This is a genomic window from Planomonospora antibiotica, assembly GCF_014647955.1.
Taxonomy (GTDB): Bacteria; Actinomycetota; Actinomycetes; order Streptosporangiales; family Streptosporangiaceae; genus Planomonospora; species Planomonospora parontospora.
Map to the genome: position 1 here is coordinate 42,580 of NZ_BMQE01000039.1, position 25,403 is coordinate 67,982.

The following is a 25,403-nucleotide window of genomic DNA, read 5'->3' on the forward strand; positions in this document are numbered from 1 at the left end:
CGGTTGGTGGGGGCCGCCCGGAGGCGGCGGTTCCAGGTGCTCCTCTCCCCCATGATCATGCCTTGTCCGGCCGGTGGGGTGGTGGGCCGGAGTGGGAGAGGACCGGCCCCGGCACACCCCTCCCGCCGCCGGTCCTCTCCCGCGGGAGGGGTGTGCCGGGGCCCGGGAGGGCGCCGTCAGCGGGTCCAGGTCCAGTCGCGGATCTCGGGGAGGTCTTCGCCGTGCTCGCGGGTGTGGGCGCGGGCGCGCAGGCGGGCGTCGGACATCTGCTGGCGCAGGTGGGCGGCGCGGGTGCCCAGGCCGGGGACGCGGTCGATGACGTCCATGACCAGGTGGTAGCGGTCGATGTCGTTGAGCATGGCCATGTCGAAGGGGGTGGTGGTGGTGCCTTCTTCTTTGTAGCCGCGGACGTGGATGTTGTGGTGGCCGCTGCGGCGGTAGGTGAGGCGGTGGATGAGCCAGGGGTAGCCGTGGAAGTCGAAGATGACGGGTTTGTCGGGGGTGAACAGGGCGTCGAACTGGGCGTCGGACATGCCGTGGGGGTGTTCGCTGGGTGGTTGCAGGCGCATGAGGTCGACGACGTTGATGACGCGGACCTTCAGTTCGGGCAGGTGCTCGTGCAGGAGGGCGGCGGCGGCGAGGGTCTCCAGGGTGGGGACGTCTCCGGCGCAGGCCAGGACGACGTCGGGTTCGGTTCCGGCGTCGTTGCTGGCCCATTCGATGATGCCCAGGCCGCGGGTGCAGTGGGCGATGGCCTCGTCCATGGTGAACAGGTCCAGGACGGGTTGCTTGCCGGCGACGACGACGTTGACGTAGTCGTGGGAGCGCAGGCAGTGGTCGCCGACCGAGAGCAGGGTGTTGGCGTCCGGCGGCAGGTAGACGCGCACCACGTCGGCCTTCTTGTTGACCACGACGTCGAGGAAGCCGGGGTCCTGGTGGCTGAAGCCGTTGTGGTCCTGGCGCCAGACGTGGGAGGAGAGCAGGTAGTTGAGTGAGGCGATGGGGCGGCGCCAGGGGATGTCGTGGCAGGCGTCGAGCCATTTGGCGTGCTGGTTGAACATGGCGTCGATGATGTGGATGAAGGCCTCGTAGCAGTTGAACAGGCCGTGGCGGCCGGTGAGCAGGTAGCCTTCGAGCCAGCCCTGGCAGAGGTGTTCGCTGAGGACCTCCATGACGCGGCCGCCGGGGGCGAGGTTGTCGTCGCCGGGCAGGATCTCGGCGTTCCAGGTGCGGTCGGTGGTCTCGAAGACGGCGCCGAGCCGGTTGGAGGCGGTCTCGTCGGGGCCCATGAGGCGGAAGGTCTGGGGGTTGGCGGTGATGATGTCGCGCAGGAACGCGCCGAGGACGCGGGTGGGTTCGCTGTGCTGGGCGGCGGGTGTCTTGACGTCGACGGCGTAGTCGCGGAAGTCGGGCAGGGCCAGGGGGCGGAGGATCTCTCCGCCGTTGGCGTGGGGGCTGGCGCTCATGCGGCGGGTTCCTGCGGGTACGGTTTGCAGGATCTCGGGCGTGGGGCGGCCGTCGGCGTCGAAGAGTTCCTCGGGCCGGTAGGAGCGCATCCACTCTTCGAGCAGGCGCCGGTGTTCGTCGTTGCCGCGGACGTTGGACAGGGGGACCTGGTGGGAGCGCCAGGTGCCTTCGACGGGCAGGCCGTCGACTTGGCGGGGGCCGGTCCAGCCTTTGGGGGTGCGCAGGATGATCATGGGTAGGCGGGCGGCGTGGCCGTTCTTGAACTCGGTGATCTGGTCGAAGACGGTGTCGAGGGTGCGGGCCGTCAGTTCGTGCATGGTGGCGGGGTCGTCGCCGGAGATGATGTGGGGGCGGTAGCCGTAGCCCTCCATGAGTTTGAGGAGTTCTTCTTCGGGGATGCGGGCCAGGACCGTGGGGTTGGCGATCTTGTAGCCGTTGAGGTGCAGGATGGGCAGGACGACGCCGTCCCGGTAGGGGTCGAGGAATTTGTTGGAGTGCCAGCTGGCGGCCAGTGGTCCGGTCTCGGCTTCGCCGTCTCCGACGATGCAGGCCACCACCAGGTTCGGGTTGTCGAAGGCCGCGCCGTAGGCGTGGGCCAGGGCGTATCCCAGCTCGCCGCCCTCGTGGATGGAGCCGGGGGTCTCGGGGGCGACGTGGCTGGGGACGCCGCCGGGGAAGGAGAACTGGTGGAAGAGTTTCCGCATGCCTGCGGCGTCCTGGGTGATGTCGGGGTATTTCTCGGTGTAGGAGCCTTCGAGCCAGGCGTGGGCGACTGCGGCGGGTCCGCCGTGGCCGGGGCCGGCGATGTAGATCATGTCCTGGTCGCGTTCGGCGATGATCCGGTTGAGGTGGGCGAAGCAGAAGTTCAGTCCGGGGGTGGTGCCCCAGTGTCCGAGCAGGCGGGGTTTGATGTGCTCGGTTGCGAGGGGTTCGGTGAGCAGGGGGTTGTCCAGCAGGTAGATCTGTCCGACCGACAGGTAGTTGGCGGCTCGCCAGTAGGCGTCGATGCGCTGCAGTTTCTCCATGGGGGTGACGGTTCCCCCTTTTCCCATGATCATCTAGGGGAGAAGGTCCTTTTTCGATCATGGATGTCCGCCTCGGGTGCGGGAGCCGTACGGGCTCGGCGTCCCGTGGTGGGGGGTGTGGAGGGCGTCCGGCGGGCGATGAAGGGACTTTCGCCCCTGATCCCGCAGGTGGGCGGTCTGCGAGGCTGGGGGCATGAGACTCGACTCGGCCGGCCTGCAGGTGCTCTCCTACGAGGAGTGCATGAGTCTGCTGGGTTCGTGCCCCATCGGCCGGATCGTCTTCACCGACCGTGCTCTGCCGGCGGTGCAGCCGGTGAATTTCTGCCTCGACGGGGAGGACATCGTCATCCGTACGACGGTCGGCTCCAAGCTGGCCGCCGCCACGCGCCGGACCGTGGTCGCCTTCGAGGTCGACGAGTTCGATCCGGCCGCGCGCACCGGGTGGTCGGTGACGGTGGTCGGGCACGCGCGGGCGGTGGAGGACCCGGTCGAGGCCGACCGGCTGGCCGCGCTGCCGCTGACGCCGTGGGCGCCGGGCACGCGTGACCACTTCATCGTCATCGCCACCGAGCAGGTGTCGGGCCGGCGCATCGATCAGCGGGACTGAGCGGCGGCTACAGCAGTTCCGCCAGGTCGCCCGTGACCGGCGGGCTGCCCGCCGAGCTCGCGCTGCTCGTGTTCGCCGGGTGCGCCGCCGCGCTGGTGCGGCGGGCGCACCCGGGCATCGATGGGAAGGTGACCCGAGGTGACATCGGTCGAGGTGCGTATCGAGAAGGGCCCGCCTCCCGGGCCGCCGCCGGGACCGGTGCGCCGCCGCGCGCCCTGGCATCTGCGGGCCAACGCGCTCGTGGTGGCGTGGCTGGGGCTGACGGTCGTGGTGGCGCTGGCCGGTGACGGGCTGCCGGCGCCGCGCTGGCTGCTGATCCACGTCTTCCTGCTGGGCGCGGTGAGCACCGCGATCCTGATCTGGAGCGAGCACTTCGCCGTCGCGCTGCTGCGCGCCCGCACGCCGGATCCGCGCTGGAGCCTGGCCCGGATCGGGCTGTTGAACGCCGCGGCGGTGGCCGTGCTGTACGGTGTGGCGGCCGGTCCGGCGGCGGTGGCGGCCGGCGGGGCGGGTGTGATCGTGGTGGTCGTGGTGTGGCACGCCGCGGCGCTGGTGCGGCTGGCGCGGCGGGCGCTGCCCGGCCGGTTCGGCCATGTCATCGCCTGGTACGTGTGCGCGGCCGGGGCGCTGGCGGCCGGCGGCACGCTGGGCGGGCTGATGGCCGTGCACGCCGGTCACGGCGCCGTGCACGAGCGGCTGCACGCCGCGCACGCGCAGGCGAACCTGCTGGGCTGGGTGGGCCTGACCGTGCTGGGCACGCTGTTCACGCTGTGGCCGACGGTGCTGCGCACCCGGATGCCGGAGCGGACGCGGCGGGCCTCCCTGGTCGGGTTGCGGCTGGCCGTGCCCGGGCTGGTGCTGCTGGTGGGGGGTCTGCTGTCGGATCTGCGGCCGGTGGCGGCTGCCGGGGCGGCGGTGTACGCGGCCGGGGCGCTGGCGGCGCTGGTGCCGCTGGCCGAAGCGGTGCGGGCGCGCCGCCCGCACACCGGGGCGGCCTGGATGCTGGGCGCCGGTGTCGTGTGGTTCGAGGTGGCGCTGGTCGCGGACGTGGTGGTCGTGGCGACCCGCCCGGCGGGTGAGGTCGCGGCCGGGCTGGAGCCGCTGGTGCCGCTGGTGGTGGCCGGGTTCGTCGGCCAGGTGCTGCTGGGTTCGCTGCTGCACCTGCTGCCGGCGGTGCTGGGCGGCGGTCCGGCGCGGTTCAAGGAGAACGCGGCGCTGCTGGAGCGCGGCTGGACGGTCCGGCTGGCCGCGTTCAACGCCGGGGTGCCGCTGCTGGCGCTGGCGGTGCCGCGGCCACTGGCGCTGCTGGGCTGGGCGCTGGTGCTGGTGCCGGCGGCGGCGTTCGTCGTGCTGGCCGGGGTGGCGCTGGGACGGGCCGCCTCCGCCGAGCGGGTCCGGCCCGCGCTGGCCGGGGCGGGTGCTCGGGGCGGGAGGGGGAAGGCGGTCGTCTCCCCCGCGCTGGCCGGGGCGGTCGCCGGATGCCTGCTGACGGCCGCCGCGGTCGTCGTGGCCGTCACCGGTGGTACGGGTTCCGGTCCGGTGGTGACCGCGACCGGCGCGAAGACGGTCGAGGTGACGCTGTCGGGGATGCGGGTGCGGCCGGCGGTGATCGAGGCCGCATCCGGCACGGTGCTGACGTTGCGCGTCACCAACACCGACGCACAGCGGCACGATCTGCGGCTGGGCAGCGGGGAGCGCACCCCGATGCTGGGGGCCGGGCAGAGCGCCGTGCTGACGCTGGCGCCGCTCGGCGGGCAGGTCGAGGGCTGGTGCACGGTGGCCGGGCACCGGGCCGCGGGCATGACGCTGCGGATCGTACCGGTGGGCGCGCTCGCCGGGCCGGGTGCGGGCACTGCGGGGGACAACACGGCGGGGACGGGGCACGGCGCGCACGGCGCGACGGCCGGAGCGCAGGCCGGTACGGGCGCCGGGGGCGCTGCGGGGACCGGCCTGGACCTGGGGGCGGCGATGTCGCCCGGGTGGAGGCCGTACGACGCGGCGCTGAAGCCCGCGCCCGGCGGCACCGAGCACCAGGTGGAGGTCCGGGTGGACGACCGTGCGGTGCTGGAGGTCGCGCCCGGGGTGCGGCAGCGGATGTGGACGTTCAACGGGACCGTCCCCGGGCCGGTGCTGCGGGGGAAGGTCGGGGACGTGTTCACGGTGACGTTCGTCAACGGCGGCACCATGGGACACGGCATCGACTTCCACGCCGGGGCCAACGCCCCCGATGAGGTGATGCGCACGATTCAGCCGGGTGAGCGGCTGACCTACCGGTTCCGGGCGGATCTGGCCGGGGCGTGGCTGTACCACTGCTCGACCGTGCCGATGACCCAGCACATCGCCTCGGGCATGTACGGGGCCGTGGTCGTCGACCCGCCGGGTCTGGCACGGGTGGACCGCGAGTACCTGCTGGTCCAGGGTGAGCTGTACCTGGGCGAGCCGGGCGGCGACGCGCAGGTCGTCAAGCTGCGCGAGGGCCGGCCCGACGGGTGGATGTTCAACGGCACCGCGGCCGGCTACGACCACGCCCCGCTGGAGGCGAGGGCCGGTGAGCGGGTGCGGATCTGGGCGGTGGCGGCCGGGCCGAGCTCGGGTACGGCGCTGCACGTGGTGGGGGCGCCGTTCGACACCGTCTACGCCGAGGGCGCCTACCGCTTGCGCGCCGGTGGTCCGGGCGGGGCGCAGGTGCTGGACCTGGCGCCGGCGCAGGGGGGGTTCGCCGAGCTGGTCTTCCCCGAGGCGGGTACCTATCCGGTGGTCGACCACACGATGCGCCAGGCCGAGGGCGGCGCGCACGGCCTGTTCGAGGTGGGGGCGCGGTGACCTGGTGGACGGTGGTGCGGTTCGCGCACGTGCTGTCGGCGGCGCTGTGGGTGGGCGGGCAGCTGACGGTGTCGCTGGTGGTGCTGCCGCTGGTGCGGCGGTCGCTGGACGGCGGGCGGCGTGACGGGGTGATGCGCGCGGTGGGCCGCCGCTTCGGGATGTTCACCGGGGCGGTGTTCCTGCCGGTGCAGCTCGGTACGGGGGTGGTGCTGGCCTGGCGCAAGGGTGTCACGTGGGCGTCGCTGGCCGAGCCGGGCTACGGGCGGGTGCTGGCGGCCAAGCTGGTGCTGTTCTGTGCGGTCATGGCCGCGGCGGGCCTGCACGGGTGGGCGGTCGGCGCCGGCCGGCCCGCCCTGGCGCGCGCTTCGGCGGTGGCGGCGCTGGTGGGGTCGGTGGGCGTGGTGCTGCTGGCCGCGGCGCTGCCCGCCACCTGAGCGCCGCCCGCTCCCCCGGCCGCCGCACGCCGTTTCCGCCCGGCCGCTTCGCCTGCTCCTTCCCCTGTCTCTTCGCCGGCCCGGGTCGGCTCGCGGGGCGGGGGGTGGTCTGTGGAGATCTTTGGGCCTTTGGGCCTGACCGGCGGGACTAAAGACCCTGAGGCCGGGATATGCCCTGTCGGGAGGATGAGGGACGGCGCCCCGGGCCTGCTCCGGGGCTGCAGGGACCCGGAACGGATCCCGCGGCCGGGCTCCGGCCGCGCCCTTGCCCGGAGGACCCGGCCGCGCGATGACGGAGAAAAAAGTCATGAAAGCGGGCGTTGCGGGGATGTGCGGTCTGTGACGAGAGAAAGAGGATCACGTATGGCGGGCATGGACGGGCCGGTCGACGACGCGCTGCTGCGGCTGGGCCGGCATCTGCGCGCTGGGACGGTCTCCGACGACCTGCGGACGCTGCACCAGATCGGCGGCCGGGCGGCGGACGCGTTCTACCGCGACCGGTGGAGCCACGACAAGGTGGTGCGCTCCACGCACGGGGTGAACTGCACCGGGTCGTGCTCGTGGAAGGTCTACGTCAAGGACGGCATCATCACCTGGGAGTCGCAGCAGACCGACTACCCCAGCGTCGGGGGCGACCGGCCGGAGTACGAGCCGCGCGGCTGCCCGCGCGGCGCGGCGTTCTCCTGGTACACCTACTCCCCCACCCGGGTGCGTTTCCCGTACGCCCGCGGCGTGCTGGTGGAGATGTACCGGGAGGCCAGGGCGCGCCTCGGCGACCCGGTGGCGGCCTGGGCGGAGATCACCGCGGATGAGGACAAGCGGCGCCGCTACCAGTCGGCGCGCGGCAGGGGGGGTCTGGTCCGCGTCACCTGGGACGAGGCGACCGAGATCATCGCGGCCGCGCACGTGCACACCATCAAGGCCTACGGTCCCGACCGGGTCGCCGGGTTCTCCCCCATCCCGGCGATGTCGATGGTCTCGCACGCCTCCGGTGCCCGGTTCGTGTCGCTGATCGGCGGCACGATGCTGTCGTTCTACGACTGGTACGCCGACCTGCCGGTGGCCTCGCCGCAGGTGTTCGGCGACCAGACCGACGTGCCGGAGTCGGCCGACTGGTGGGACGCGTCCTACCTGATGCTGTGGGGCTCCAACGTGCCGGTGACGCGCACCCCGGATGCGCACTACATGACCGAGGCGCGCTACCGGGGGCAGAAGGTCGTGGTGGTCACCCCCGACTACAGCGACGCGACGAAGTTCGCCGACGAGTGGCTGGCGCCGCATCCGGGCACCGACGGGGCGCTGGCCATGGCGATGGGGCACGTGATCCTCAAGGAGTTCTTCGTCGACCGGCAGGTGCCGTACTTCACCGACTACGTCAAGCGCCACAGCGACCTGCCGTTCCTGGTGGCGCTGACCGAGCGCGACGGCGGCGGGTACGTGCCGGGCAAGTTCCTGACCGCCGCCGACCTCGGGGAGGCCGGCGAGGAGGCGGCGTTCAAGACGGTGCTGCTGGATGCGGCGACCGGTGAGCCGGTGGTGCCCAACGGTTCGCTCGGCTTCCGCTATGCGCAGGCCGGCGAGGGCCGCTGGAACCTCGACCTGCAGGGGGTGGACCCGCTGCTGAGCCTGCACGGCGGGCGCAACGCCACAGTGCTGCTGCCCCGCTTCGACCAGGCCGGCGACCAGGCCGGTGGTGAGGGCGCGGGCGGGGTGCTGCGGCGCGGCGTGCCGGTGCGCGAGGTCGCCGGCCGGCTGGTGACGACGGTCTTCGACCTCATGCTCGCCCAGTACGGCGTGGCCCGGCCGGGCGGCTCGAGCCGCGCCGGCGGCACCGGTACCGGGCCGGAGGCCGGCGGTGAGCGGCACTGGCCGGTCTCCTACGACGACGCGTCGGCGCCGTACACGCCGGCCTGGCAGGAGGCGATCACCGGGGTGCCCGCGGCGAAGGCCGTGAAGATCGCCCGGGAGTTCGCGCGCAACGCCGAGGAGTCCGGCGGCCGATCGATGATCATCATGGGGGCGGGGACGAACCACTGGTTCCACTCGGACACGATCTACCGCTCCTTCCTGGCGCTGACCACGCTGACCGGCTGCCAGGGCGTCAACGGCGGCGGCTGGGCGCACTACGTCGGCCAGGAGAAGTGCCGGCCGGTCACCGGCTGGGCGCACATGGCGTTCGGCACCGACTGGTCGCGGCCGCCCCGGCAGATGATCGGCACCGCCTACTGGTACCTGCACACCGACCAGTGGCGCTACGACACCTACAGCGCCGGCACCGTCTCCTCGCCGCTGGGCGGGGGCGCGTTCACCGGCAAGGCGACGGCGGACCTGCTGTCGGCGTCGGCGCGGCTGGGCTGGATGCCGTCGTATCCGACGTTCGACCGCAACCCGCTGGAGCTGGCCGAGGAGGCGGCGGCCTCCGGGCAGGAGGCCGGGCCGTACATCGCCGCCAAGGTCGCCGCCGGGGAGCTCGGCTTCGCCTGCGAGGATCCCGACTCCCCCGCCAACTGGCCGCGGGTGCTGACGGTGTGGCGGGCCAACCTGCTGGGCTCGTCGGCCAAGGGCAACGAGTACTTCCTGCGGCACCTGCTGGGCACCGACTCCTCGCTGCGCGCGACCGAGGCCGGGCCCGCGCACCGTCCCGGTGACGTGCGCTGGCACCCCGAGGCGCCGCAGGGCAAACTCGACCTGCTGCTGTCGCTGGATTTCCGGATGACGTCGACGACGCTGTTCTCCGACATCGTGCTGCCGGCCGCCACCTGGTACGAGAAACACGACCTGTCCTCCACCGACATGCATCCGTTCGTGCACGCGTTCAGCCCGGCGATCGACCCGCCGTGGCAGACCCGCACCGACTTCGCGGCGTTCGCCTCCATCGCCGAGGCGTTCAGCGCGCTGGCCGCCACCCATCTGGGGGTGCGCAAGGACGTGGTGGCGGTGCCGCTGCTGCACGACACGCCGGACGAGTTCGCCACGCCGGGCGGGGTGGTGCGCGACTGGCGGGCCGAGGGCCGCACGCCGGTGCCGGGCCGGGACTTCCCGAAGATCGTCACGGTGGAGCGGGACTACGGCGCGATCGCGCAGAAGATGGCCGCGCTCGGGCCGCTGATGGAGAGACTCGGCGCCACCACCAAGGGCCTGACCTACGACGTGTCGGGGGAGATCGAGCGGCTGGGCCGGATGAACGGCACCGTGCGCGGCGGGGTGGCCGACGGGCGGCCGTCGCTGGCCCGCGACACCCACATGTGCGAGGCGATCCTGGCGCTGTCGGGCACCACCAACGGGCATCTGGCGGCGCAGGGGTTCGCGACGCTGGGCCGGCGCACCGGCACGAGCTTCGACGGGCTCGCCGACGAGCACAAGAAGATCACGTTCGCCGACACGCAGGCGCGGCCGGTGCCGGTGACGACCTCGCCGGAGTGGTCGGGCAGTGAGACGGGCGGGCGCCGCTACTCGGCGTTCACCATCAACGTGGAGCACCGCAAGCCCTGGCACACCCTGACCGGCCGCCAGCACTTCTTCCTCGACCACGACTGGATCCACGAGGCGGGCGAGGCGCTGCCGGTCTACCGGCCGCCGCTGAACATGACGGCGCTGTTCGGCGAGCCGGGCATCGGCTCGGCCGGGGAGCCCGGCGCCGACGGGATCACGGTGCGCTACCTGACGCCGCATTCGAAGTGGTCGATCCATTCGGAGTACCAGGACAACCTGCTGATGCTGACGCTGTCGCGGGGCGGGCCGACGATCTGGATGAGCCCGGCCGACGCCGCGCGGGCGGAGATCCGCGACAACGACTGGGTGGAGGCGGTCAACCGCAACGGCGTCGTGGTGGCGCGCGCGATCGTCTCGCACCGCATGCCGGCCGGGACGGTGTACATGTACCACGCCCAGGAGCGGGTGGTGGACGTGCCCAAGAGCGAGACCTCGGGCAGGCGCGGCGGCATCCACAACTCCCTGACCCGCCTGATGATCAAGCCTACGCACCTGATCGGCGGCTACGCCCAGCTGTCGTTCGCGTTCAACTACCTCGGGCCGACCGGTAACCAGCGTGACGAGGTCACCGTGATCCGCCGCCGCAACCAGGAGGTCGACTACTGATGCGCGTCATGGCACAGCTGGCCATGGTGATGAACCTCGACAAGTGCATCGGCTGCCACACCTGCTCGGTCACCTGCAAGCAGGCGTGGACCAACCGGGCCGGCACCGAGTACGTGTGGTTCAACAACGTCGAGACCCGTCCCGGGCAGGGCTACCCCCGCACCTACCAGGACCAGGACAAGTGGAAGGGCGGCTGGGAGCTCAACTCCCGCGGCCGGTTGAAGCTGAAGGCGGGCGGGCGGCTGAAGAAGCTGTTCTCGATCTTCGCCAATCCGCTGATGCCGTCGATCCAGGACTACTACGAGCCCTGGACCTACGACTACGACCGCCTGTTCTCCGCGCCGATGCAGGCCGACACGCCGGTGGCGCGGCCGCGTTCGCTGATCACCGGCGAGCCCACGAAGATCAGCTGGAGTGCGAACTGGGACGACAACCTGGCCGGCGGTCCGGAGCTGGCGCCGGCCGACCCGGTGCTGCGCAAGGTCTCCGACCAGGTCAAGCTGGACTTCGAGAACGCGTTCATGTTCTACCTGCCGCGCATCTGCGAGCACTGCCTCAATCCGTCGTGCGCCGCCTCGTGCCCGTCGGGGGCGATCTACAAGCGCTCCGAGGACGGCATCGTCCTGGTCGACCAGGACCGCTGCCGCGGCTGGCGGATGTGCGTGACGGGGTGCCCGTACAAGAAGGTGTACTTCAACCACCGCACCGGCAAGGCGGAGAAGTGCACGTTCTGCTTCCCGCGGGTGGAGGTGGGCCTGCCCACGGTCTGCTCGGAGACGTGCGTGGGCCGGCTGCGCTACATCGGGATCATCCTGTACGACGCCGACCGGGTGACCGAGGCGGCCTCCGTCGCCGACGACAAGGACCTGCTCGAAGCGCAGAAGGGCGTGATGCTCGACCCGCACGACCCCGCGGTGATCGCCGCGGCCCGCGCCGAGGGCATTCCGGAGGACTGGCTTCAGGCGGCGCGCAACTCGCCCATCCACAAGCTGATCTTCGAGTTCGGGGTGGCGCTGCCGCTGCACCCGGAGTACCGGACGATGCCGATGGTCTGGTACATCCCGCCGCTGTCGCCGGTGGTGGACGTCTTGAGCGGCACCGGCCACGACGGCGAGGACGCCGGCAACCTGTTCGGGGCGATCGACGCGCTGCGCATCCCGATCGGGTACCTGGCGGAGCTGTTCACCGCCGGTGATCCGGAGCCGGTGCGGGCGGTGCTGCGCCGCCTGGCCGCGATGCGCTCCTACATGCGCCGCCTCAACCTGGGCCAGGAGCCCGACGAGTCGATCGCGGCCGCGGTCGGCATGACCGGCCAGGGCGTGCAGGACATGCACCGGCTGCTGGCCATCGCCGCCTACGACGAGCGCTACGTCATCCCCAAGGCGCACGCCGAGCAGGGCGCGCAGCTGGAGGAGCTGGCGCTGGGCAGCGGCTGCAGCCTCGACTACGAGGGCGGGCCCGGCATGAACGGCCCGTTCGGTGAGGCCTCCGGCATGCCCGCCCCGATCGCGGTGGAGAACTTCCACGCGCTCAAGGAGCGCCAGCGCGGCGACGACCTGGACGAGGCGAACGAACTGCGCGGCCGGGTCAACCTCCTCAACTGGGACGGCAAGGGCACCCCGGACGGGCTGTTCCCCAAGAACGGCAAGAAGGAGGAGTCGTGACGGCGCTGGACGAAGGCGCGCTGCGCACCGCCCACATGGTGGCCTCGGTGCTGCTCGGCTACCCCGACGAGCGGCTGTACGGCGGGCATGAGGTGCTCGCCGGGGCGGTGGCCGGCCTGCCGGAAGGAGAGGTCCGCACGCGGCTGGCGGCCTTCCTGGAGCACGCGCGGGCCGCCGACCGGGTCGAGCTGGCGGCCCACTACGTGGCGACGTTCGACCTGAAACGGCGCTGCTGCCCGTACCTGACGTACTACGCCTACGGTGACACCCGCAAGCGCGGCGCGGCGCTGCTGCGTTTCAAGCACGCCTTCCGCAGCGCGGGCTTCGAGCTCGCCGACGGTGAGCTGCCCGACCACCTGGCGGTGGTGTGCGAGTTGTCGGCGCGCGGCGCCGTGCGGGAGGCCAGGCGGCTGCTGCAGGAGAACCGGGCCGGGGTGGAGCTGCTGCGCAGGGCGCTGGAGGCCGAGCACTCGCCGTACGCCGGCGTGGTGGCCGCGGTGCTGGCCACGCTCGGCCCGGCGAGCCCGCGCGAGCAGGAGGCCGCGCTGCGGCTGGCCTCCCAGGGGCCGCCGGCCGAGGAGGTCGGGTTGGAACCGTACGCGGTGATGGAGGCGAGCAGGTGAACGCAGTGGACGTGGTGCTGTGGGTGGTGGCGCCGTACGTGGCGCTGACGGTGTTCGTGCTGGGGCACGTGTGGCGCTACCGCTACGACAAGTTCGGCTGGACCACCCGTTCGTCGCAGATGTACGAATCCAGGCTGCTGCGCATCGGCAGCCCGCTGTTCCACTTCGGTGTCCTGGTGGTGCTGCTCGGCCACATCGGCGGGCTGGTGATCCCCAAGAGCTGGACCGAGGCGGCGGGTGTCAGCGAGCACGCCTACCACGTCGTCGCGGTCGTGCTGGGCACGATCGCGGGGGTGGCCACCCTCGGCGGCCTGGCGATCCTGATCTACCGGCGCCGCACCGTCGGCCCGGTGTTCTCCGCCACCACCCGCAACGACAAGCTGATGTACGCGGTGCTGGCCGTCACCATCGTGCTGGGCCTGGCCGCGACGGTGATGGCGAACATCGTCGGCGGCGGCTACGACTACCGTACGACCATCTCGCCGTGGTTCCGGTCGATCTTCTACTTCCAGCCGGATCCGGCGCTGATGGCGGGCGCGCCGCTGCTGTTCCAGTTGCACGCGCTCAGCGCGCTGGTGCTGTTCGCGGTCTGGCCGTTCACCCGGCTGGTGCACATGCTGACCGCGCCGGTGGGTTACCTGACCCGGCCGTACGTGGTCTACCGCAGCCGCGACGAGCAGCCGACCGGCTCCCGCGCTCCCCGGCGCGGCTGGGAGCCGTCGCGCTGAGGGGCCGCCGGTCCCCGTGCGGGCCGGCGGCGCGGGCTCCGACCGGTACGGCGTCGAGGAACGCCGTGCCGGTCGGCCGTTTCCGCGGCCCGGTCCCCCGGCCGGTCGCGGGCGGGCATCGGCCGAACGCCTTCCGGGGCGCCTTGCGGGCATGGCCCGGCACTCCCGAAACTCCGGCGAGCCGCTGGGCGTCATCGGCGCCGGGCAGGTCCGCAGCGCGGACGCGGTCACCGCGCACGTCGCCGAGATCGAGAAGGCCCGCGCCCGCCTCATCGACGCGATCGGCATCGCCGACATCCTGCTGCAGACGCTGAACGGGCTGTCGGCGATGCTCGGCGAGGACTGAGCCGCTCCGCGCACCCGCGCTGCTCCCCGGCGGCTCGGTTACCAGGCGAGGGGAGGAGGTCTCCGCCGACCGGCTCTTCGGCCCCGCCGTCTCGAGGCGGTGTACCTACCCACACCTGAGGTGTGCACGTAGTCGGATTCCGGCGGTGATCCGGCTTTTCTATCGTCGTCTCCATGGAGATCATCGAAGCGGCACGCGTTGGCAAGCGCTCCCCGGGGCATGCGACCGCCGACGCCATGCCGTCCGCCATCGGCAGAAGGAAGCGGTCGGCGTGATAGAAGATCCAGATGTCAGCCGGCTCGGGGTGTCACCGGGCGTTTACCGCATAGACCCGGGCGCGACGACGATCCGGTTCACGACACGTGCGGTGTTCGGTCTGCTGCCTGTGCGGGGATCCTTCACCGTCGATCACGGCCGGATCTCGATCACCGAGGACATCGGCGACTGCGCTGTGGAGGCGGTGATCCGGGCGGCCAGCTTCGAAAGCGGTAACCCGCAGCGCGATGAGCATGTCCGGTCCTCGGACTACCTCGACGCCGCCGTGCACCCTGAGATCGTCTTTCGCAGCCGGAATGCCGGACGATCCGCTGAAGGCGTCAGCATGCAGGGGTCGCTGACCGTGCGGGGCATGACCCGGCCGACGGTCCTGGCACTCGGCCCGGTCGTCACCGATGACCGGTGCTTGAGAGTCCAGGCCACGACCAGCATCGACAGGTACGCCTTCGGCCTGACGAGGGCGAAGGGCATGACAGGCCGTCACCTCGGTATCACTCTTGAGGTCACCGCCTTCCTGATCGGGACATAGGCTCTCCTCACCGCGGGTCCGCCCCCCAAGCCCTGGCGACGGTGTGCGGGTTCTGGAGACGATCTGGAGTGCCGACCTGCTGCCCTGGGAGCAGTGCGAGCCGCAATGCCCTGGACCTGATGGACGTGGTGCGCGCCCTGGCCGCCGAGGGCCAGCGACAGGTTGCGCACGGTGGTGGTCATCGCCACCGCCCGCCGCGCCGCAGGCCCGGTCAGGGCGGGGTGGCGTAGGAGGCCAGGCACACCAGCGCCAGCAGGACGAAGGCGGCGTAGGCGGCGGCGGGAAGGTCGGTGAGCCGGCCGGCCGTGGTGGCCAGGTTATGCCCTGGCCCGGGCGCGTGTGCCGCGGCGGACCTTCAGGTGGCGGGCCAGGTGCCGGGCCAGGTGGGCGGCGTCGCGACCGACGCCGCGCAGGGTGTTGGAGGCGGGGGTGCGCTGCCATTCCAGGCCGAGGAAGCCGAGCCCGGGGTGGGTGAGCGAGGTCCCGCCGCGCTGGCGGGGGCGGCCGGAGGCGTCCAGCGCGCCGCCCAGGGTGTGCAGGTAGGGCAGGTGGGGCCGGTAGCCGGTGGCGAAGACGACCGCGTCGACGTGCTCGCGGGCGCCGTCGGCCCACACCACGGCATCATCGGCGAAGCCGGTGAACATCTCCTTGCGGCCGATGCGGCCGTCGGCCAGGGCGCGGCGGTAGCGGCCGTCATCCAGCACCGGCACGGCCGGCGGGGAGTCGGCCCGGCGGGCGGGCAGGCGGTCGAAGCCGGTGATCGCGAACCAGAAGTGCAGGTCGCGGCCGAGCGGGCGCTGGTCGACGAAGCGGATCGGTGCCCGGGTGGCCAGGGTGACCGCGGCGACACCGGCCAGATCGTGGGCGATCTGGACGGCGGAGTTGCCGGCGCCGACCACCACGACGCGCCGGTCGGCGTACGGGGCCGGGTTCCGGTAGGCGGCCGCGTGCAGGATCTGTCCGGGGAAACCGTCCTGGCCGGGCAGGAGCGGCAGGTGCGGGTTGCCGAAGGAGCCGCTGGCGGCGATCACCGACGGCGCCGACAGGGCGGTGCCGTCGGCGAGCTCCACGATGAAGCCGCCGCCGTTCTCGGCCCGTACGGCGGTGACGCGGGCGCCGGTGCGGATGTCGGCGTCCAGGCGGGCGGCGTAGCGCTGCAGGTAGGCGGCGACCTCGTCGCGGCGCGGGTAGCGGCCGGGGTCGCCGTCGAAGGGCACGCCGGGCAGGGCGCTGTAGCGGGCCGGGGAGAACAGGGTGAGGCTGTCGTAGTAGGCGGGCCAGGAGCCGGTGGGGTGCTCGCCCGCCTCCAGGACGACGGGGGTGAGGCCGGCGTTGCGCAGGGCTCGGGCGGCGGCCAGGCCGGATTGGCCGCCGCCGATGACGATGGTGTCCATGCCGCGCATCGTATCGTCGAATCTGTAAATGACAATATGATGGGGTAGGATCCTCCCATGGAGATGGGAAGCGGCATCGAGTTGACGGATGCGGCCCGCGGCCTCCTCAAGGCCCTGGCCAGCGACACCCGCCAGCAGATCCTCCTGCTGTTCGCCGGCGGGATCGAGCTGACCGTGGGCCAGGTCGCCGAGCGCATGGACCTGGCCCAGTCGGCCGCCTCCACCCACCTGGCCACCCTGCGCGACGGCGGCGTGCTGACCTCGCGCCGCGAATGGAAGACCGTCTACTACCGCGCCGACCCGGCCCGGATCAGCCGGGCATTGGCCGACCTGCAGGCCGGCCTGCGGGCGTGCTGCCCTCCGGCCGACTGCTCGCCCGGCGCCTGCGGGTGAGACCGGCCCGATCGCGCACCGGCCCGATCCTGGCCGGTCAGCCGCTGCACGGGCACGCTCCCGCGGGCCGCACCTCGCGCACGTCGCCGCGGGCGTCCGTCTCCACCCGGCAGCAGGCCGTCAGCAGGGTGCGCAGCCGGGTCCGGGCCCGCTGGACGCGGGACTTCATCCCGGGCACCGAGATGCCGAGCCGGCCGGCGGCCTCGGCCTGGGTGACGCCCTCGTAGTCGACGAGGGCGATGGCCTGGCGGTCGCGCTCGGACAGCCGCTCCAGCATCGGCGCCAGGCACCCGGCCAGCGCGGCCAGCGCATCGGGTTCGGCCGCCTCGGCGGTCAGGCTGCGGTCGAAGGCGGCCCGGTGCTGCGCCCGGCCGGCCGCGGCGGCCGCGCGGTGGTGGTCGATGATCGCGTTGCGGGTGATCTGGTAGACCCAGGCCTCCAGCCGCCCGGCCTCGCGCGGGCCGGCGCCGCTGCGGCTGATGCGCGCCAGGACCTCCTGGACGATGTCCTCGGCGTCGGCGGGCCGGTCGATGCGGGCGGCGACGAAGGCGACCAGCCGGGGGCGCAGCTGCGCGCTCGCCGCCGCCGCGGCGGCGGCGGCGGCCGGTCGGGTGGGTGTCGTCACGGTCGTGTCCTTCCTGGCCCTGCCGGGGCCGGGCCGGTGGGCCCGGCCCCGGGCGGGCGTGCGGTGTTACCGGCAGCCGCAGCTGCCGGGCGCCCCGGCGGCCGGAGCGGTGACCGGATCGCCGGCCGGGGCGCCGCAGCAGGCGCCCTTGTCCTCGGGCGCGCAGCAGGTCTGCAACGCAGATATTGAGCAGCAGGCCTCGGCGGCGGCGTCGTCGGCCGGGGCGGTGCTGGCGGTGGTGGTGTCGGTACTGGTCATGACTGATCATCCTCTCCGAAGACAACAACTCATCCAGGTAGACGATGAAGGGCGGAAATGGACGCACCGGGACCCGTCTGCTTTGGCCGACATCTAATTTGACATATCTCTAATCAGAGTGGCAGGCTGAGCACTGCTTAGACAAGCTTCGAAACACGAGGTGTGAGATGCGCTTCCTGCTGCGCCGCCGCCCGGCTCCCGTGGCGTCCGCGACCGTCTCCTTCGACGAGGCCACCGGCACCGTCTGCGACCGCGCCTGCCGGGCCGAGGCGGTGCTGGAGCGCGCCCGCGCCGCCGCCCGGCTCGCCCGCTGAACCCATCGACCGTCCGAGAGCGACCACCCGAACCCAGGAGGAACGATCATGAGCAGTGGATGCTGCGGCCCGGCCGCCCCCGCCGAGCAGAGCGCGCAGGCCGTACCCGTCCAGATCTCCCCGGCCGCCGGCAGTGAGCAGGTCGTGCTCTCACCGGAGCTGGACCACCTGCCGGTCGTGGTGATCGGCGCCGGGCCGGTCGGCCTGGCCGCCGCCGCCCACCTCGCGACGCGCGGCCTGGACTTCCTCATCCTGGAGGCCGGATCCCGAGCGGGCGCCTCGATCGCGCAGTGGGGGCACGTGCGGACCTTCAGCCCGTGGAAGTACGACATCGACGCCGCCGCCCGCCGCCTGCTGGAGACCACCGGCTGGACCGCCCCGGACCCCGACTGGCTGCCCACCGGTGCCGAACTCGTCGAGCAGTACCTGACCCCGCTGGCCGCCCACCCGGCCATCGCCGCTCACCTGCGGCTGAACGCGCAGGTGACCGGGATCAGCCGGGCCGGGTTCGACCGGGTCCGCACCACCGGCCGTGACGCCGCCCCGTTCCTGATCCGTCTCGCGGACGGCACCGAGATCGCCGCCCGCGCGATCGTGGACGCCTCCGGCACCTGGCGCACCCCGAACGTGCTCGGCGCCAACGGGCTGCCCGCCCACGGCGAGACCGACGCGGTCACGTTCGTCGACCACGCCCTCCCGGACGTGCTCGGCACGGACCGCGGGCACTACGCGGGCAAGCACACCCTGGTGGTGGGCGCCGGCCACTCGGCCGCCACCACGCTGCTCGCGTTGGCCGCCCTCGCCGACGAGGCACCGGACACCCGCATCACCTGGGCCATCCGCGCCGGGAACGCCACCCGCACCTACGGCGGCGGCGCCGCCGACGCCCTGCCCGCCCGCGGCGCACTCGGCACCCGCCTGCGCGCCCTGGTCGAGACCGGCCGCATCAACCTGCTGACCGCCTTCTTCACCCACGCTCTCACCGTCGGCGGCGACACCGTCACGGTGATCAGCCGTGACCCGTCCGGCGCCGAGCAGAAGGTCGTCGCGGACCGGATCGTGGCCGCCACCGGCTACCGCCCCGACCACGCCATCGCCTCCGAGCTGCGCCTGGACCTGGATGCGATCCTCGGCTCGACCCGCGCGCTGGCACCGCTGATCGACCCCAACCACCACTCGTGCGGCACCGTGCCCGCCCACGGCGCCGGCGAGCTCGCCCACCCCGAGCCCGGCTACTACGCCGTCGGCGTCAAGTCCTACGGCCGCGCCCCGACGTTCCTGATGGCCACCGGTTACGAGCAGGTCCGCTCCGTCGTGGCGGCCCTGGCCGGCGATTGGGAGGCCGCCCGGCAGGTGCAGCTGGAGCTGCCCGAGACCGGCGTGTGCTCCTCCAGCCTGGCCGAGGCCCAGGAGGTGCGGGTCGGGCTGGCCACCGGGATCAGCGGCGGCCTGCTGGCCACCCCGCTGCCCCTGGCCCCAGTGGGCGCCTCGGCCGAAAGCGGCGGCGGCTGCTGCGGCTGACCCGCACCACGACCAGTCGAAGAAAGGCGAGATTCGGCCATGTCCGGCGGCCACCCCACCGCACCGCAGAAGAAGGCCCTGCGCCTGATCGGCACCCGCGGCCCGCTGGATGCCGACCGGCTCGGCCGCCACCTAGCCCGCGCCTGGCACACCGGCGGCAACCCCGCCCCCACCCCGGCCGCCGCACGCCTCGCCGACACCCTGGCCTGGCGGCCGGCCGCCCAGGGCCTCATCACCGGCACCGGCGACACCTGGAGCACGACGGCCGACGGCCGCCGCCTGGTCTCCTGCTCCGGCGGACGCGCGTGAGGTCCACCGCCGCCGGGACCGCCGCCTCCACCACCGGAGGCGGCGGTCCGCCGCGTTCCCGGCGCCAAGGCGCGCGGATCGTCGCCGCCCTGGCCGTCACCCAGACCATCGGCTACGGCGTGCTCTACTACGCCTTCTCGGTCTTCCTGCTGCCCATGGCGGCCGACCTGCGCGCCTCCGCCGCCCAGGTCGCCACCGCCCTGACCTGCTCGGTGCTGGTCTCGGCGCTGTGCGCACCCCTGGTGGGCCGCTGGCTGGACGCCCGCGGCGGCCGCGGCCTGATGACCGCCGGATCGGTGCTCGGCGCGCTCGCCGTACTGGCCTGGTCACAGGTGCACAACCTCATCCAGCTGTATGCGGTGTTCGCCGCCGTCGGCGTCGCGAGCGCGATGGTGCTCTACCAGAGCGCCTTCGCCGTCATCGTGGCCTGGTTCGACGGCCACGAGCGCGGCCGGGCCGGCGCGCTGCTGGCACTGACCGTCGTGGCCGGGTTCGCCTCCACGATCTTCCTGCCACTGTCCGGCCTGCTGATGGAGCGGTTCGGCTGGCGCCAGGCCCTGGTGGTCCTGGCCCTGATCTACGGCTTGCCCGCCGTTCCGCTGCACGCGCTCGTGCTGCGCCGCCGCGAGCGCGCGGCCCACGCGCCCGCCGCAGCCGAGCAGCGGGCCGCGATCGTCAGCCGAGCCGTCCGCCGTCGCCCGTTCTGGCTGCTGGTGGCCGCCTTCACCGCCAGCGGCGGCGCCGCGGCCGTGATGGCGGTCCTGCTCATCACCTACCTGATCCACCTCGGTCACCCTCCGGTCCTGGCCGCCACGCTGGCGGGGCTTTTGGGCGTGCTGTCGGTGACCGGGCGCCTGCTCACCACCGGTCTGCAGACCCGCCTGCCCGCCGCGCTCATCGCCGCGGCGATCTTCCTCCTGCAGGGGGTGGCCGCGGCGCTCCTGCCGCTGGCCGGGCGGACGGTGCCGGGCGCGGTGGGCTGCGTGCTGGGGTTCGGGCTCGGGTTCGGCATCGCCTCCATCACACTGCCGCACCTGCTCGTCCAGCGGTACGGCACCGCCGCCTACGCCACGCTCTCGGGCCGCATCGCGTTCTTCTCCGTCGCGGCCAAGGCATCGGCCCCGCTCGGGGCGCTCACCCTGGCCCAGGCCGTCGGCTACGGCTCGGTCATGGCCGCGGTGGCCACCGCCTGCGCGATTGCCGCGGTCGCGCTGACCTCCTACCACCGCATATCATTTAGACCAGCGTCGAAGTAAGGAGATCTCCCATGGGCGCCCCCACCACCGCCTGCTGCGCGCCGATCGCCCGCGAGCCGCTGGATGAGGCCGAGGCGGCCGGGCTGGCGGTGCTGCTCAAGTCGGTCGCCGACCCGGTCCGGCTCCGCCTGCTGTCGATGATCGGCTCCCACGCCGGCGGCGAGGCGTGCGTGTGCGACCTGACCGACGCCTTCGACCTGACCGCCCCCACCATCTCCCACCACCTGAAAGTCCTCCGGACGGCGGGACTGATCGACTGCGAGCGGCGCGGCACCTGGGTCTACTACCGGATCGTCCCCGAGGCGGTGAACCGGCTCGGCGCCCTGTTCGCGCCGCTGGCCGAGCCCGCCCCCGGGCCGGTCGAGGTGGAGCTCACCACCGCATGACCGCACCGCTGACCGGCGCTCCGCGGCCGGTCGACGTCGTCATCGGCGGCGGGCAGGCGGGCCTGGCCGCCGGGTACCACCTGCGCCGGGCCGGGACCGACTTCGTCATCCTGGACGCCCAAGACGCGCCGGGCGGGGCCTGGCGGCACGCCTGGCCGTCCCTGCGCCTGTTCTCCCCTGCCCCCTACAGCTCCCTGCCCGGGCGGATGATGCCGATCCCCGACGTCGGCGGCTACCCGAGCGCCGCCGACGTGGTCGCCTACCTGAGCGACTACGAGCGGCGCTACGCGCTGCGATCGTCCGCCCGGTGAGCGTGCGGACGGTGCGCGACGCCGGCGAGCGCCTGGCCGTGGAGACCGGAGGCGGGGCGCCCTGAAGGCCGAGCCGATGTTCACCCGCCTCACCCCGACCGGGGTGGCCTGGGCCGACGGCACCACCCTGGCGCCTGCGACGCCGTCATCTGGTGCACCGGGTTCCGGCCCGCCCTGACCCACCTGGCCCCGCTGCGCCTGCGCGGCCCCGGCGGGACGGTCCCTGTCGGGGGTACCCGCGCACCCGGCGAGCCGCGTCTGCGCCACCGACTCGCCGTAGGCCAGGCGGCACAGGAGGGTGCCCAGCGGCTGGTCCCCGTCTGCGGTGGGAGTGTTCAAGGCGGCAGGGACCACCCGAGGCCGGGGTCGTTGGACGGCGCTCCCTCCCCGGTCGCTGTCCCGGTCCCCGTGGTGACCGTCGGCGCCGCGGCGGCCGGTCAGGCCGGGGACATGACCTCGTACAGGTTGCGGGCGGCGTCGACGAAGAACAGCCCGCGCGCACACAGGGGGTGGTCGATGCGGCCGTTGCCGGGCTCGGTGGGGCGGCTGCCGTACGGCACGCCGGCCTGTCGCAGGCGGGCCAGGATCTGATCGAAGGTGGCCGGGTCCACGTCGAAGGCCAGGTGCATGCCGACGGGGTCGGCCACGGTCACGAAGTCCAGGGTCAGCTGCTCGTTGACGCGCACGGGGGCGAAGTGGCCGTCGCGGCCGGCGGGCGGCAGCTCCTCCAGGCCCATGATCGAGGCGAAGAAGCGGGCCGCCTGCCGGTGGTCGTGAGCGCACTACGCGCCCGGATCCGGGCGGCGCTCGGCCCCGGCGTCCAGATCACCGGCTGGTCCTACCGCCTGCTCGCCCCGCACGAGCACCGCAGCGCACGGGCGGCGGCAGGCGCCGCCCGCGGCGCGATCGGCGACGCCGGGGACCTGCGGGTGCTGCTGGCGGTGGACGGCGGCGATCTGGACCCGGTCGCCGACGCCGAGGCGATCACCTGCCTGCGGCGAGCCCCTGCCGGGACCCGGCCGGCCTATGAGATCGCCTACCGCACCGGCGGCTGGCGTCGCCTGCTGGCCGCCGGATGGGCCAGGCGGCTCCGGCCACCGTGCCGCCAGGGGTGAGGCCGCTTCCGGCGAGCTCCGGTGCCGGCCGGCGGCCTCGGCGATCGGCCGTCACGGCCCTCCGCTCCCGAACGTGTCCCCAGCCGCCGGGTAGCTGATCGCAGGTCCTCAGTCGTTGCCGGTCACTCCGACTCCTGGGACGTCGTGGGAGTGGAGGTCCTTGGCTTGGTGGCGAGTGGAGCAGCTAGGGCCCCTTGGTATCGGGATTGGGGCCGTAGTCCGTCGAGGATGATCTGGGCGATGTGTGCGGAGCGTTCGCGGCTGGTGTCCGCGTCGGCGTGTCGGATCGCGGCGAAGGCGCCGGCGACGATTGCCATCACCTCGTCGACTGTCACGTCGTGGCGTACGACGCCGGTGCGATGGGCGCGATCGAGCAGGTGTGCGACCTGGTGCGTGAGGTCGGCAGCGGCGTCCGGAGCGGCGTTGCGCAGGTCGAACTCGGCGGCCGTGAGCGCGCTCTTCACCGCTGAGTTCTCCGCGCCCGAGGTCATCATCCGGGACAGCAGCGTGAACAGAGCGGCTGGATCGTCGGTACCGGTGAGCGCCTCTCCCTCAGCGACCAACTGCCTGATCTGGTCGATCGCGACGGCGAGGTAAAGCGCTTCCTTGGTGGGGAAGTGCCGGTGGACGGTGCCTGGACCAACACCCGCGCGGCGGGCGATCTCGTCGAGCGAGATGCCGAGGCCTTGTGAGGCGAACAACTGCTGAGCGGTACGGAGTACCTGCTCGCGATTGCGGCGCGCGTCGGCCCGTAGTCGCCGGTCGTTCACGGGAGCCGCCGGTGGCTCGGCTGGAGTGTGTTTAGGCGTTCGACTGGACATCTCACCCCTAGCTTAACCGGGGCGTCGCCCCGTATGCTGCTCGATATAAGCGGGGCGAAGCCCCGCTTGCGCGGATGCGTCGTTTCACCATGAGGCAGGCCCACCGGAACACGAGGAGGTCCCTTCAATGACCACACGCGAGGAAGCCGGCGCCCTGGTGCTGCGGATGCAGGAGTGCTTCAACACCCGGCAGTTCGACCAGGCCGCCGATCTGTTCACCCCCGACTTCCTTAACCACCCGCTTGGCGCCACCGGGTTCGAAGCGGGCAAGGACGCATGGGTCCAGGTCGTCACCCAGTTCCCGGCCATGCGCGTTGTCGCCGACGACATCTTGATCGACGGCGACAAGGTGGCCATCCGCTCATCCGTTGAGGGGATGGCAGCCCCGGGTAGCGACGTCCGGCCCGTGCTCATCGAGATCTTCCGCATTGACAACGGCCGACTCGCGGAGACCTGGGGCGTCACCGAGGGCCCGGACCCACGTCACTGAGGCCCCGCAGTCTCACGAGTTCCTCCGGCAGATCAGCCCCGCCCCGCCGACGCCACCCACCTCGGACTGGCCCGGCGGCGACGAGACGAGCGTCCCGGGACCTGTGATGGAGGCTGGGGTTCTCGTGTGTTCAGTGTCGGGATTAGAAGGTTTCCCGACATCCCGTCGAACCCGCCCTGCACCGCCCAGGAAACCGGACATCAGAGATGAAAGCACACCCCGAGCGGTCGCTTTCAAGCTCGGATCGACGACAGGATTTCCCGACAGATAGAAGAGCTCATCGCCCTATCCTCGAGGAGCCTTCGGTGCGGATCGTCTACTCGCAGGTGTCCACCGCGGCCCAGTCCCTGCTGCGCCAGCGCCGCATCCTCGCCGAGGCCGGCCTCCTCGTGCGGACCGAAGGCGTCGCCGAGGGGTTCCGCCCGGCCGACGGGGTGCTGCTGTTCGAGGACCCGGCCACCACCTCGAAGATCCCCGCGCTGGAACGCCCCGCGTTCGGACACCTCGCCGCCGCAGCGCACCCGGGCGACGCGCTGACGGTCTCGGAGCTGTTCCGGCTATGCCGTGACCTCGTCGACATCCACAACGTCCGCAACTGGTGCGCCGCGCGCGGCGTCGCCCTGCGCGTCCTGTCCGGGCCCCTGTCGAACTTCCACGACCTCGCCGCGAACGACGCCACCACCGCGCTGATCATCAACGTGCTCACCGCCGTCGGCCAGTTCCAGCGCGACCTGCAGAACTAACTCACCGCCGAGGGGATCGCCGCGGCCGAGGCCGAGGGACGCTACCGCACTCAAGCGCCTGGTCGGCCGCGGCATCCTCCTCGAGACCGAGCCCGGCTTGTTCACTCGGCCGCGCGCATAGTCCGGCAGCGAGCCCTCTGACCAGCCCGCCTTCTCCAACCTCAACGACGGAAAGAACGTCGACTCGCGGAACCGCCCTCTCATAGGATCTGATCAGGATTGTATGTTGAGGGCGGTGGCGTGAGAACGAGACTGCGGAAGCTACATGCCGACGGACGCGACTTCGCGTGGTCGGCTGAGATCCGACATGTCGCCGGTTCCGGCGACTGTCACCGATGCATCCGCGTCAAGGCATGGGGGGCCGGCAAGAACAGTCGCCCACTAGAGGTCGATCTGCTCTCGAAGACCTGGCCGTCGCCGTGGACAGCATGCGCGACCGACACCGCTTACCCGACTCCGGCCGATATTCTAGCGATCATCAAACACGGTCTGGCGCTCGGTTGGGACCTCGATGCCAGAGGCGGGATCTTCCTGCTCACCGAGAACGAACACGGATCAGACTGGGAACTGCCCGACTTCCTTGTGACCGATCGTCTCCGGGACCCAGAGGCAGCAGATCCGACCATGCGAGTGATCCACGCCTTCGAGCAACGGACCGGTGGCCGACTCGAACCCAGAGCTTAAGCCGCCGCAGCGTCAAGCATCAGGCGAGACAGGACACAGCCGGAGCCTGGCCGGTGCAAGATCTCCGGGATCTCTCGCCCGAGACCGGTGCCGTCACCGACTCCCTCTCTGTCAGACTGCTGTGAGACAGGGGATGCATGAGTCCTCCTGATGTTGAGCAGGG

General features: G+C 72.4%; 25 protein-coding genes. 19 read left to right on the top strand and 6 right to left on the bottom strand.

Features of this window, described 5'->3' with window-relative positions; all coding sequences use genetic code 11:
* Positions 1-176: 176 nt before the first annotated feature.
* Positions 177-2,492, bottom strand: coding sequence for a phosphoketolase family protein (locus IEZ06_RS27290; RefSeq protein ID WP_189239543.1), 2,316 nt, complete (start codon positions 2,490-2,492; stop codon positions 177-179).
* Positions 2,493-2,685: 193 nt separating this feature from the next.
* Here IEZ06_RS27290 and IEZ06_RS27295 point away from each other — a divergent pair, with 193 nt between their 5' ends.
* The 9 genes from IEZ06_RS27295 (at position 2,686) to IEZ06_RS27335 (ending at position 14,620) form a co-directional block, all read left to right on the top strand.
* Positions 2,686-3,099, top strand: coding sequence for a pyridoxamine 5'-phosphate oxidase family protein (locus tag IEZ06_RS27295; protein WP_189239544.1), 414 nt, complete (start codon positions 2,686-2,688; stop codon positions 3,097-3,099).
* Positions 3,100-3,237: 138 nt separating this feature from the next.
* Positions 3,238-5,922: a multicopper oxidase domain-containing protein gene (locus IEZ06_RS27300; protein ID WP_189239545.1), complete on the top strand. Its 2,685-nt coding sequence runs from the start codon at positions 3,238-3,240 to the stop codon at positions 5,920-5,922.
* Complete coding sequence (locus tag IEZ06_RS27305) at positions 5,919-6,356, top strand: hypothetical protein (RefSeq protein WP_189239546.1); 438 nt, start codon at positions 5,919-5,921, stop codon at positions 6,354-6,356. Before IEZ06_RS27300 ends, IEZ06_RS27305 begins: the two co-directional genes overlap by 4 nt.
* Positions 6,357-6,719: 363 nt before the next feature.
* Positions 6,720-10,454, top strand: a complete 3,735-nt coding sequence (locus IEZ06_RS27310) for a nitrate reductase subunit alpha (RefSeq protein ID WP_189239547.1) — start codon at positions 6,720-6,722, stop codon at positions 10,452-10,454.
* Positions 10,454-12,118, top strand: a complete 1,665-nt coding sequence (narH, locus tag IEZ06_RS27315; RefSeq protein WP_189239548.1) for a nitrate reductase subunit beta — start codon at positions 10,454-10,456, stop codon at positions 12,116-12,118. Before IEZ06_RS27310 ends, narH begins: the two co-directional genes overlap by 1 nt.
* Positions 12,115-12,741 carry a nitrate reductase molybdenum cofactor assembly chaperone gene (narJ, locus tag IEZ06_RS27320; protein WP_229798761.1) on the top strand — a complete coding sequence of 209 codons (627 nt, stop codon included), beginning with the start codon at positions 12,115-12,117 and terminating at the stop codon, positions 12,739-12,741. Before narH ends, narJ begins: the two co-directional genes overlap by 4 nt.
* A complete protein-coding gene (gene narI, locus IEZ06_RS27325) occupies positions 12,738-13,469 on the top strand; it encodes a respiratory nitrate reductase subunit gamma (RefSeq protein WP_203872380.1) in 732 nt (243 codons plus the stop codon). The genes narJ and narI overlap by 4 nt, the downstream gene beginning before the upstream one ends.
* A 151-nt stretch (positions 13,470-13,620) precedes the next feature.
* Positions 13,621-13,815, top strand: a complete 195-nt coding sequence (locus IEZ06_RS27330) for a hypothetical protein (RefSeq protein ID WP_189239549.1) — start codon at positions 13,621-13,623, stop codon at positions 13,813-13,815.
* A gap of 271 nt (positions 13,816-14,086) precedes the next feature.
* Positions 14,087-14,620: a YceI family protein gene (locus IEZ06_RS27335; RefSeq protein ID WP_189239550.1), complete on the top strand. Its 534-nt coding sequence runs from the start codon at positions 14,087-14,089 to the stop codon at positions 14,618-14,620.
* 317 nt (positions 14,621-14,937) lie between these two features.
* Here IEZ06_RS27335 and IEZ06_RS27340 read toward each other — a convergent pair whose 3' ends face one another.
* Positions 14,938-16,014: a flavin-containing monooxygenase gene (locus IEZ06_RS27340; protein WP_229798763.1), complete on the bottom strand. Its 1,077-nt coding sequence runs from the start codon at positions 16,012-16,014 to the stop codon at positions 14,938-14,940.
* A 57-nt stretch (positions 16,015-16,071) separates the two neighbouring features.
* Here IEZ06_RS27340 and IEZ06_RS27345 point away from each other — a divergent pair, with 57 nt between their 5' ends.
* Entirely contained in the window at positions 16,072-16,407 is a 336-nt protein-coding gene (locus tag IEZ06_RS27345) for an ArsR/SmtB family transcription factor (protein WP_189239552.1), read from the top strand.
* 37 nt (positions 16,408-16,444) lie between these two features.
* On the opposite strand, the gene IEZ06_RS27350 is transcribed toward IEZ06_RS27345, so the two are convergent.
* Positions 16,445-17,032 (bottom strand): sigma-70 family RNA polymerase sigma factor, encoded by a 588-nt coding sequence (locus IEZ06_RS27350; protein ID WP_189239553.1) that lies wholly within the window; start codon positions 17,030-17,032, stop codon positions 16,445-16,447.
* Between the two features lie 66 nt (positions 17,033-17,098).
* The gene (locus IEZ06_RS27355; protein WP_189239554.1) at positions 17,099-17,290 is read right to left on the bottom strand and encodes a hypothetical protein; all 192 of its coding nucleotides are present in this window, start codon (positions 17,288-17,290) and stop codon (positions 17,099-17,101) included.
* Positions 17,291-17,457: 167 nt separating this feature from the next.
* Between IEZ06_RS27355 and IEZ06_RS27360 the strand changes: the two genes are divergently transcribed.
* From IEZ06_RS27360 to IEZ06_RS37735, 6 genes are read left to right on the top strand one after another with little or no spacing between them, the layout of a single operon-like run.
* Positions 17,458-17,604, top strand: coding sequence for a hypothetical protein (locus tag IEZ06_RS27360; RefSeq protein ID WP_189239555.1), 147 nt, complete (start codon positions 17,458-17,460; stop codon positions 17,602-17,604).
* Between the two features lie 48 nt (positions 17,605-17,652).
* On the top strand, positions 17,653-19,125 hold the full coding sequence (locus IEZ06_RS27365) for an FAD-dependent oxidoreductase (protein WP_189239556.1): 1,473 nt from the start codon (positions 17,653-17,655) through the stop codon (positions 19,123-19,125).
* A 39-nt stretch (positions 19,126-19,164) separates the two neighbouring features.
* Positions 19,165-19,434 carry a hypothetical protein gene (locus IEZ06_RS27370; protein WP_189239557.1) on the top strand — a complete coding sequence of 90 codons (270 nt, stop codon included), beginning with the start codon at positions 19,165-19,167 and terminating at the stop codon, positions 19,432-19,434.
* A complete protein-coding gene (locus IEZ06_RS27375; protein WP_229798765.1) occupies positions 19,431-20,690 on the top strand; it encodes an MFS transporter in 1,260 nt (419 codons plus the stop codon). Before IEZ06_RS27370 ends, IEZ06_RS27375 begins: the two co-directional genes overlap by 4 nt.
* A gap of 11 nt (positions 20,691-20,701) precedes the next feature.
* Positions 20,702-21,076 (top strand): ArsR/SmtB family transcription factor, encoded by a 375-nt coding sequence (locus IEZ06_RS27380; RefSeq protein WP_189239558.1) that lies wholly within the window; start codon positions 20,702-20,704, stop codon positions 21,074-21,076.
* A complete protein-coding gene (locus IEZ06_RS37735) occupies positions 21,073-21,387 on the top strand; it encodes an FAD-dependent oxidoreductase (protein ID WP_373293950.1) in 315 nt (104 codons plus the stop codon). The genes IEZ06_RS27380 and IEZ06_RS37735 overlap by 4 nt, the downstream gene beginning before the upstream one ends.
* Positions 21,388-21,824: 437 nt before the next feature.
* Here IEZ06_RS37735 and IEZ06_RS27390 read toward each other — a convergent pair whose 3' ends face one another.
* A complete protein-coding gene (locus IEZ06_RS27390; protein ID WP_203872410.1) occupies positions 21,825-22,124 on the bottom strand; it encodes a VOC family protein in 300 nt (99 codons plus the stop codon).
* A 36-nt stretch (positions 22,125-22,160) separates the two neighbouring features.
* Here IEZ06_RS27390 and IEZ06_RS27395 point away from each other — a divergent pair, with 36 nt between their 5' ends.
* Positions 22,161-22,502 (top strand): hypothetical protein, encoded by a 342-nt coding sequence (locus IEZ06_RS27395; protein WP_189239559.1) that lies wholly within the window; start codon positions 22,161-22,163, stop codon positions 22,500-22,502.
* Positions 22,503-22,624: 122 nt separating this feature from the next.
* On the opposite strand, the gene IEZ06_RS27400 is transcribed toward IEZ06_RS27395, so the two are convergent.
* Entirely contained in the window at positions 22,625-23,272 is a 648-nt protein-coding gene (locus tag IEZ06_RS27400; protein ID WP_203872408.1) for a TetR/AcrR family transcriptional regulator, read from the bottom strand.
* 178 nt (positions 23,273-23,450) lie between these two features.
* Between IEZ06_RS27400 and IEZ06_RS27405 the strand changes: the two genes are divergently transcribed.
* Positions 23,451-23,813: an ester cyclase gene (locus tag IEZ06_RS27405; protein WP_189239561.1), complete on the top strand. Its 363-nt coding sequence runs from the start codon at positions 23,451-23,453 to the stop codon at positions 23,811-23,813.
* Between the two features lie 305 nt (positions 23,814-24,118).
* Positions 24,119-24,556, top strand: a complete 438-nt coding sequence (locus IEZ06_RS27410; RefSeq protein WP_203872409.1) for a recombinase family protein — start codon at positions 24,119-24,121, stop codon at positions 24,554-24,556.
* Positions 24,557-25,403: the final 847 nt, after the last annotated feature.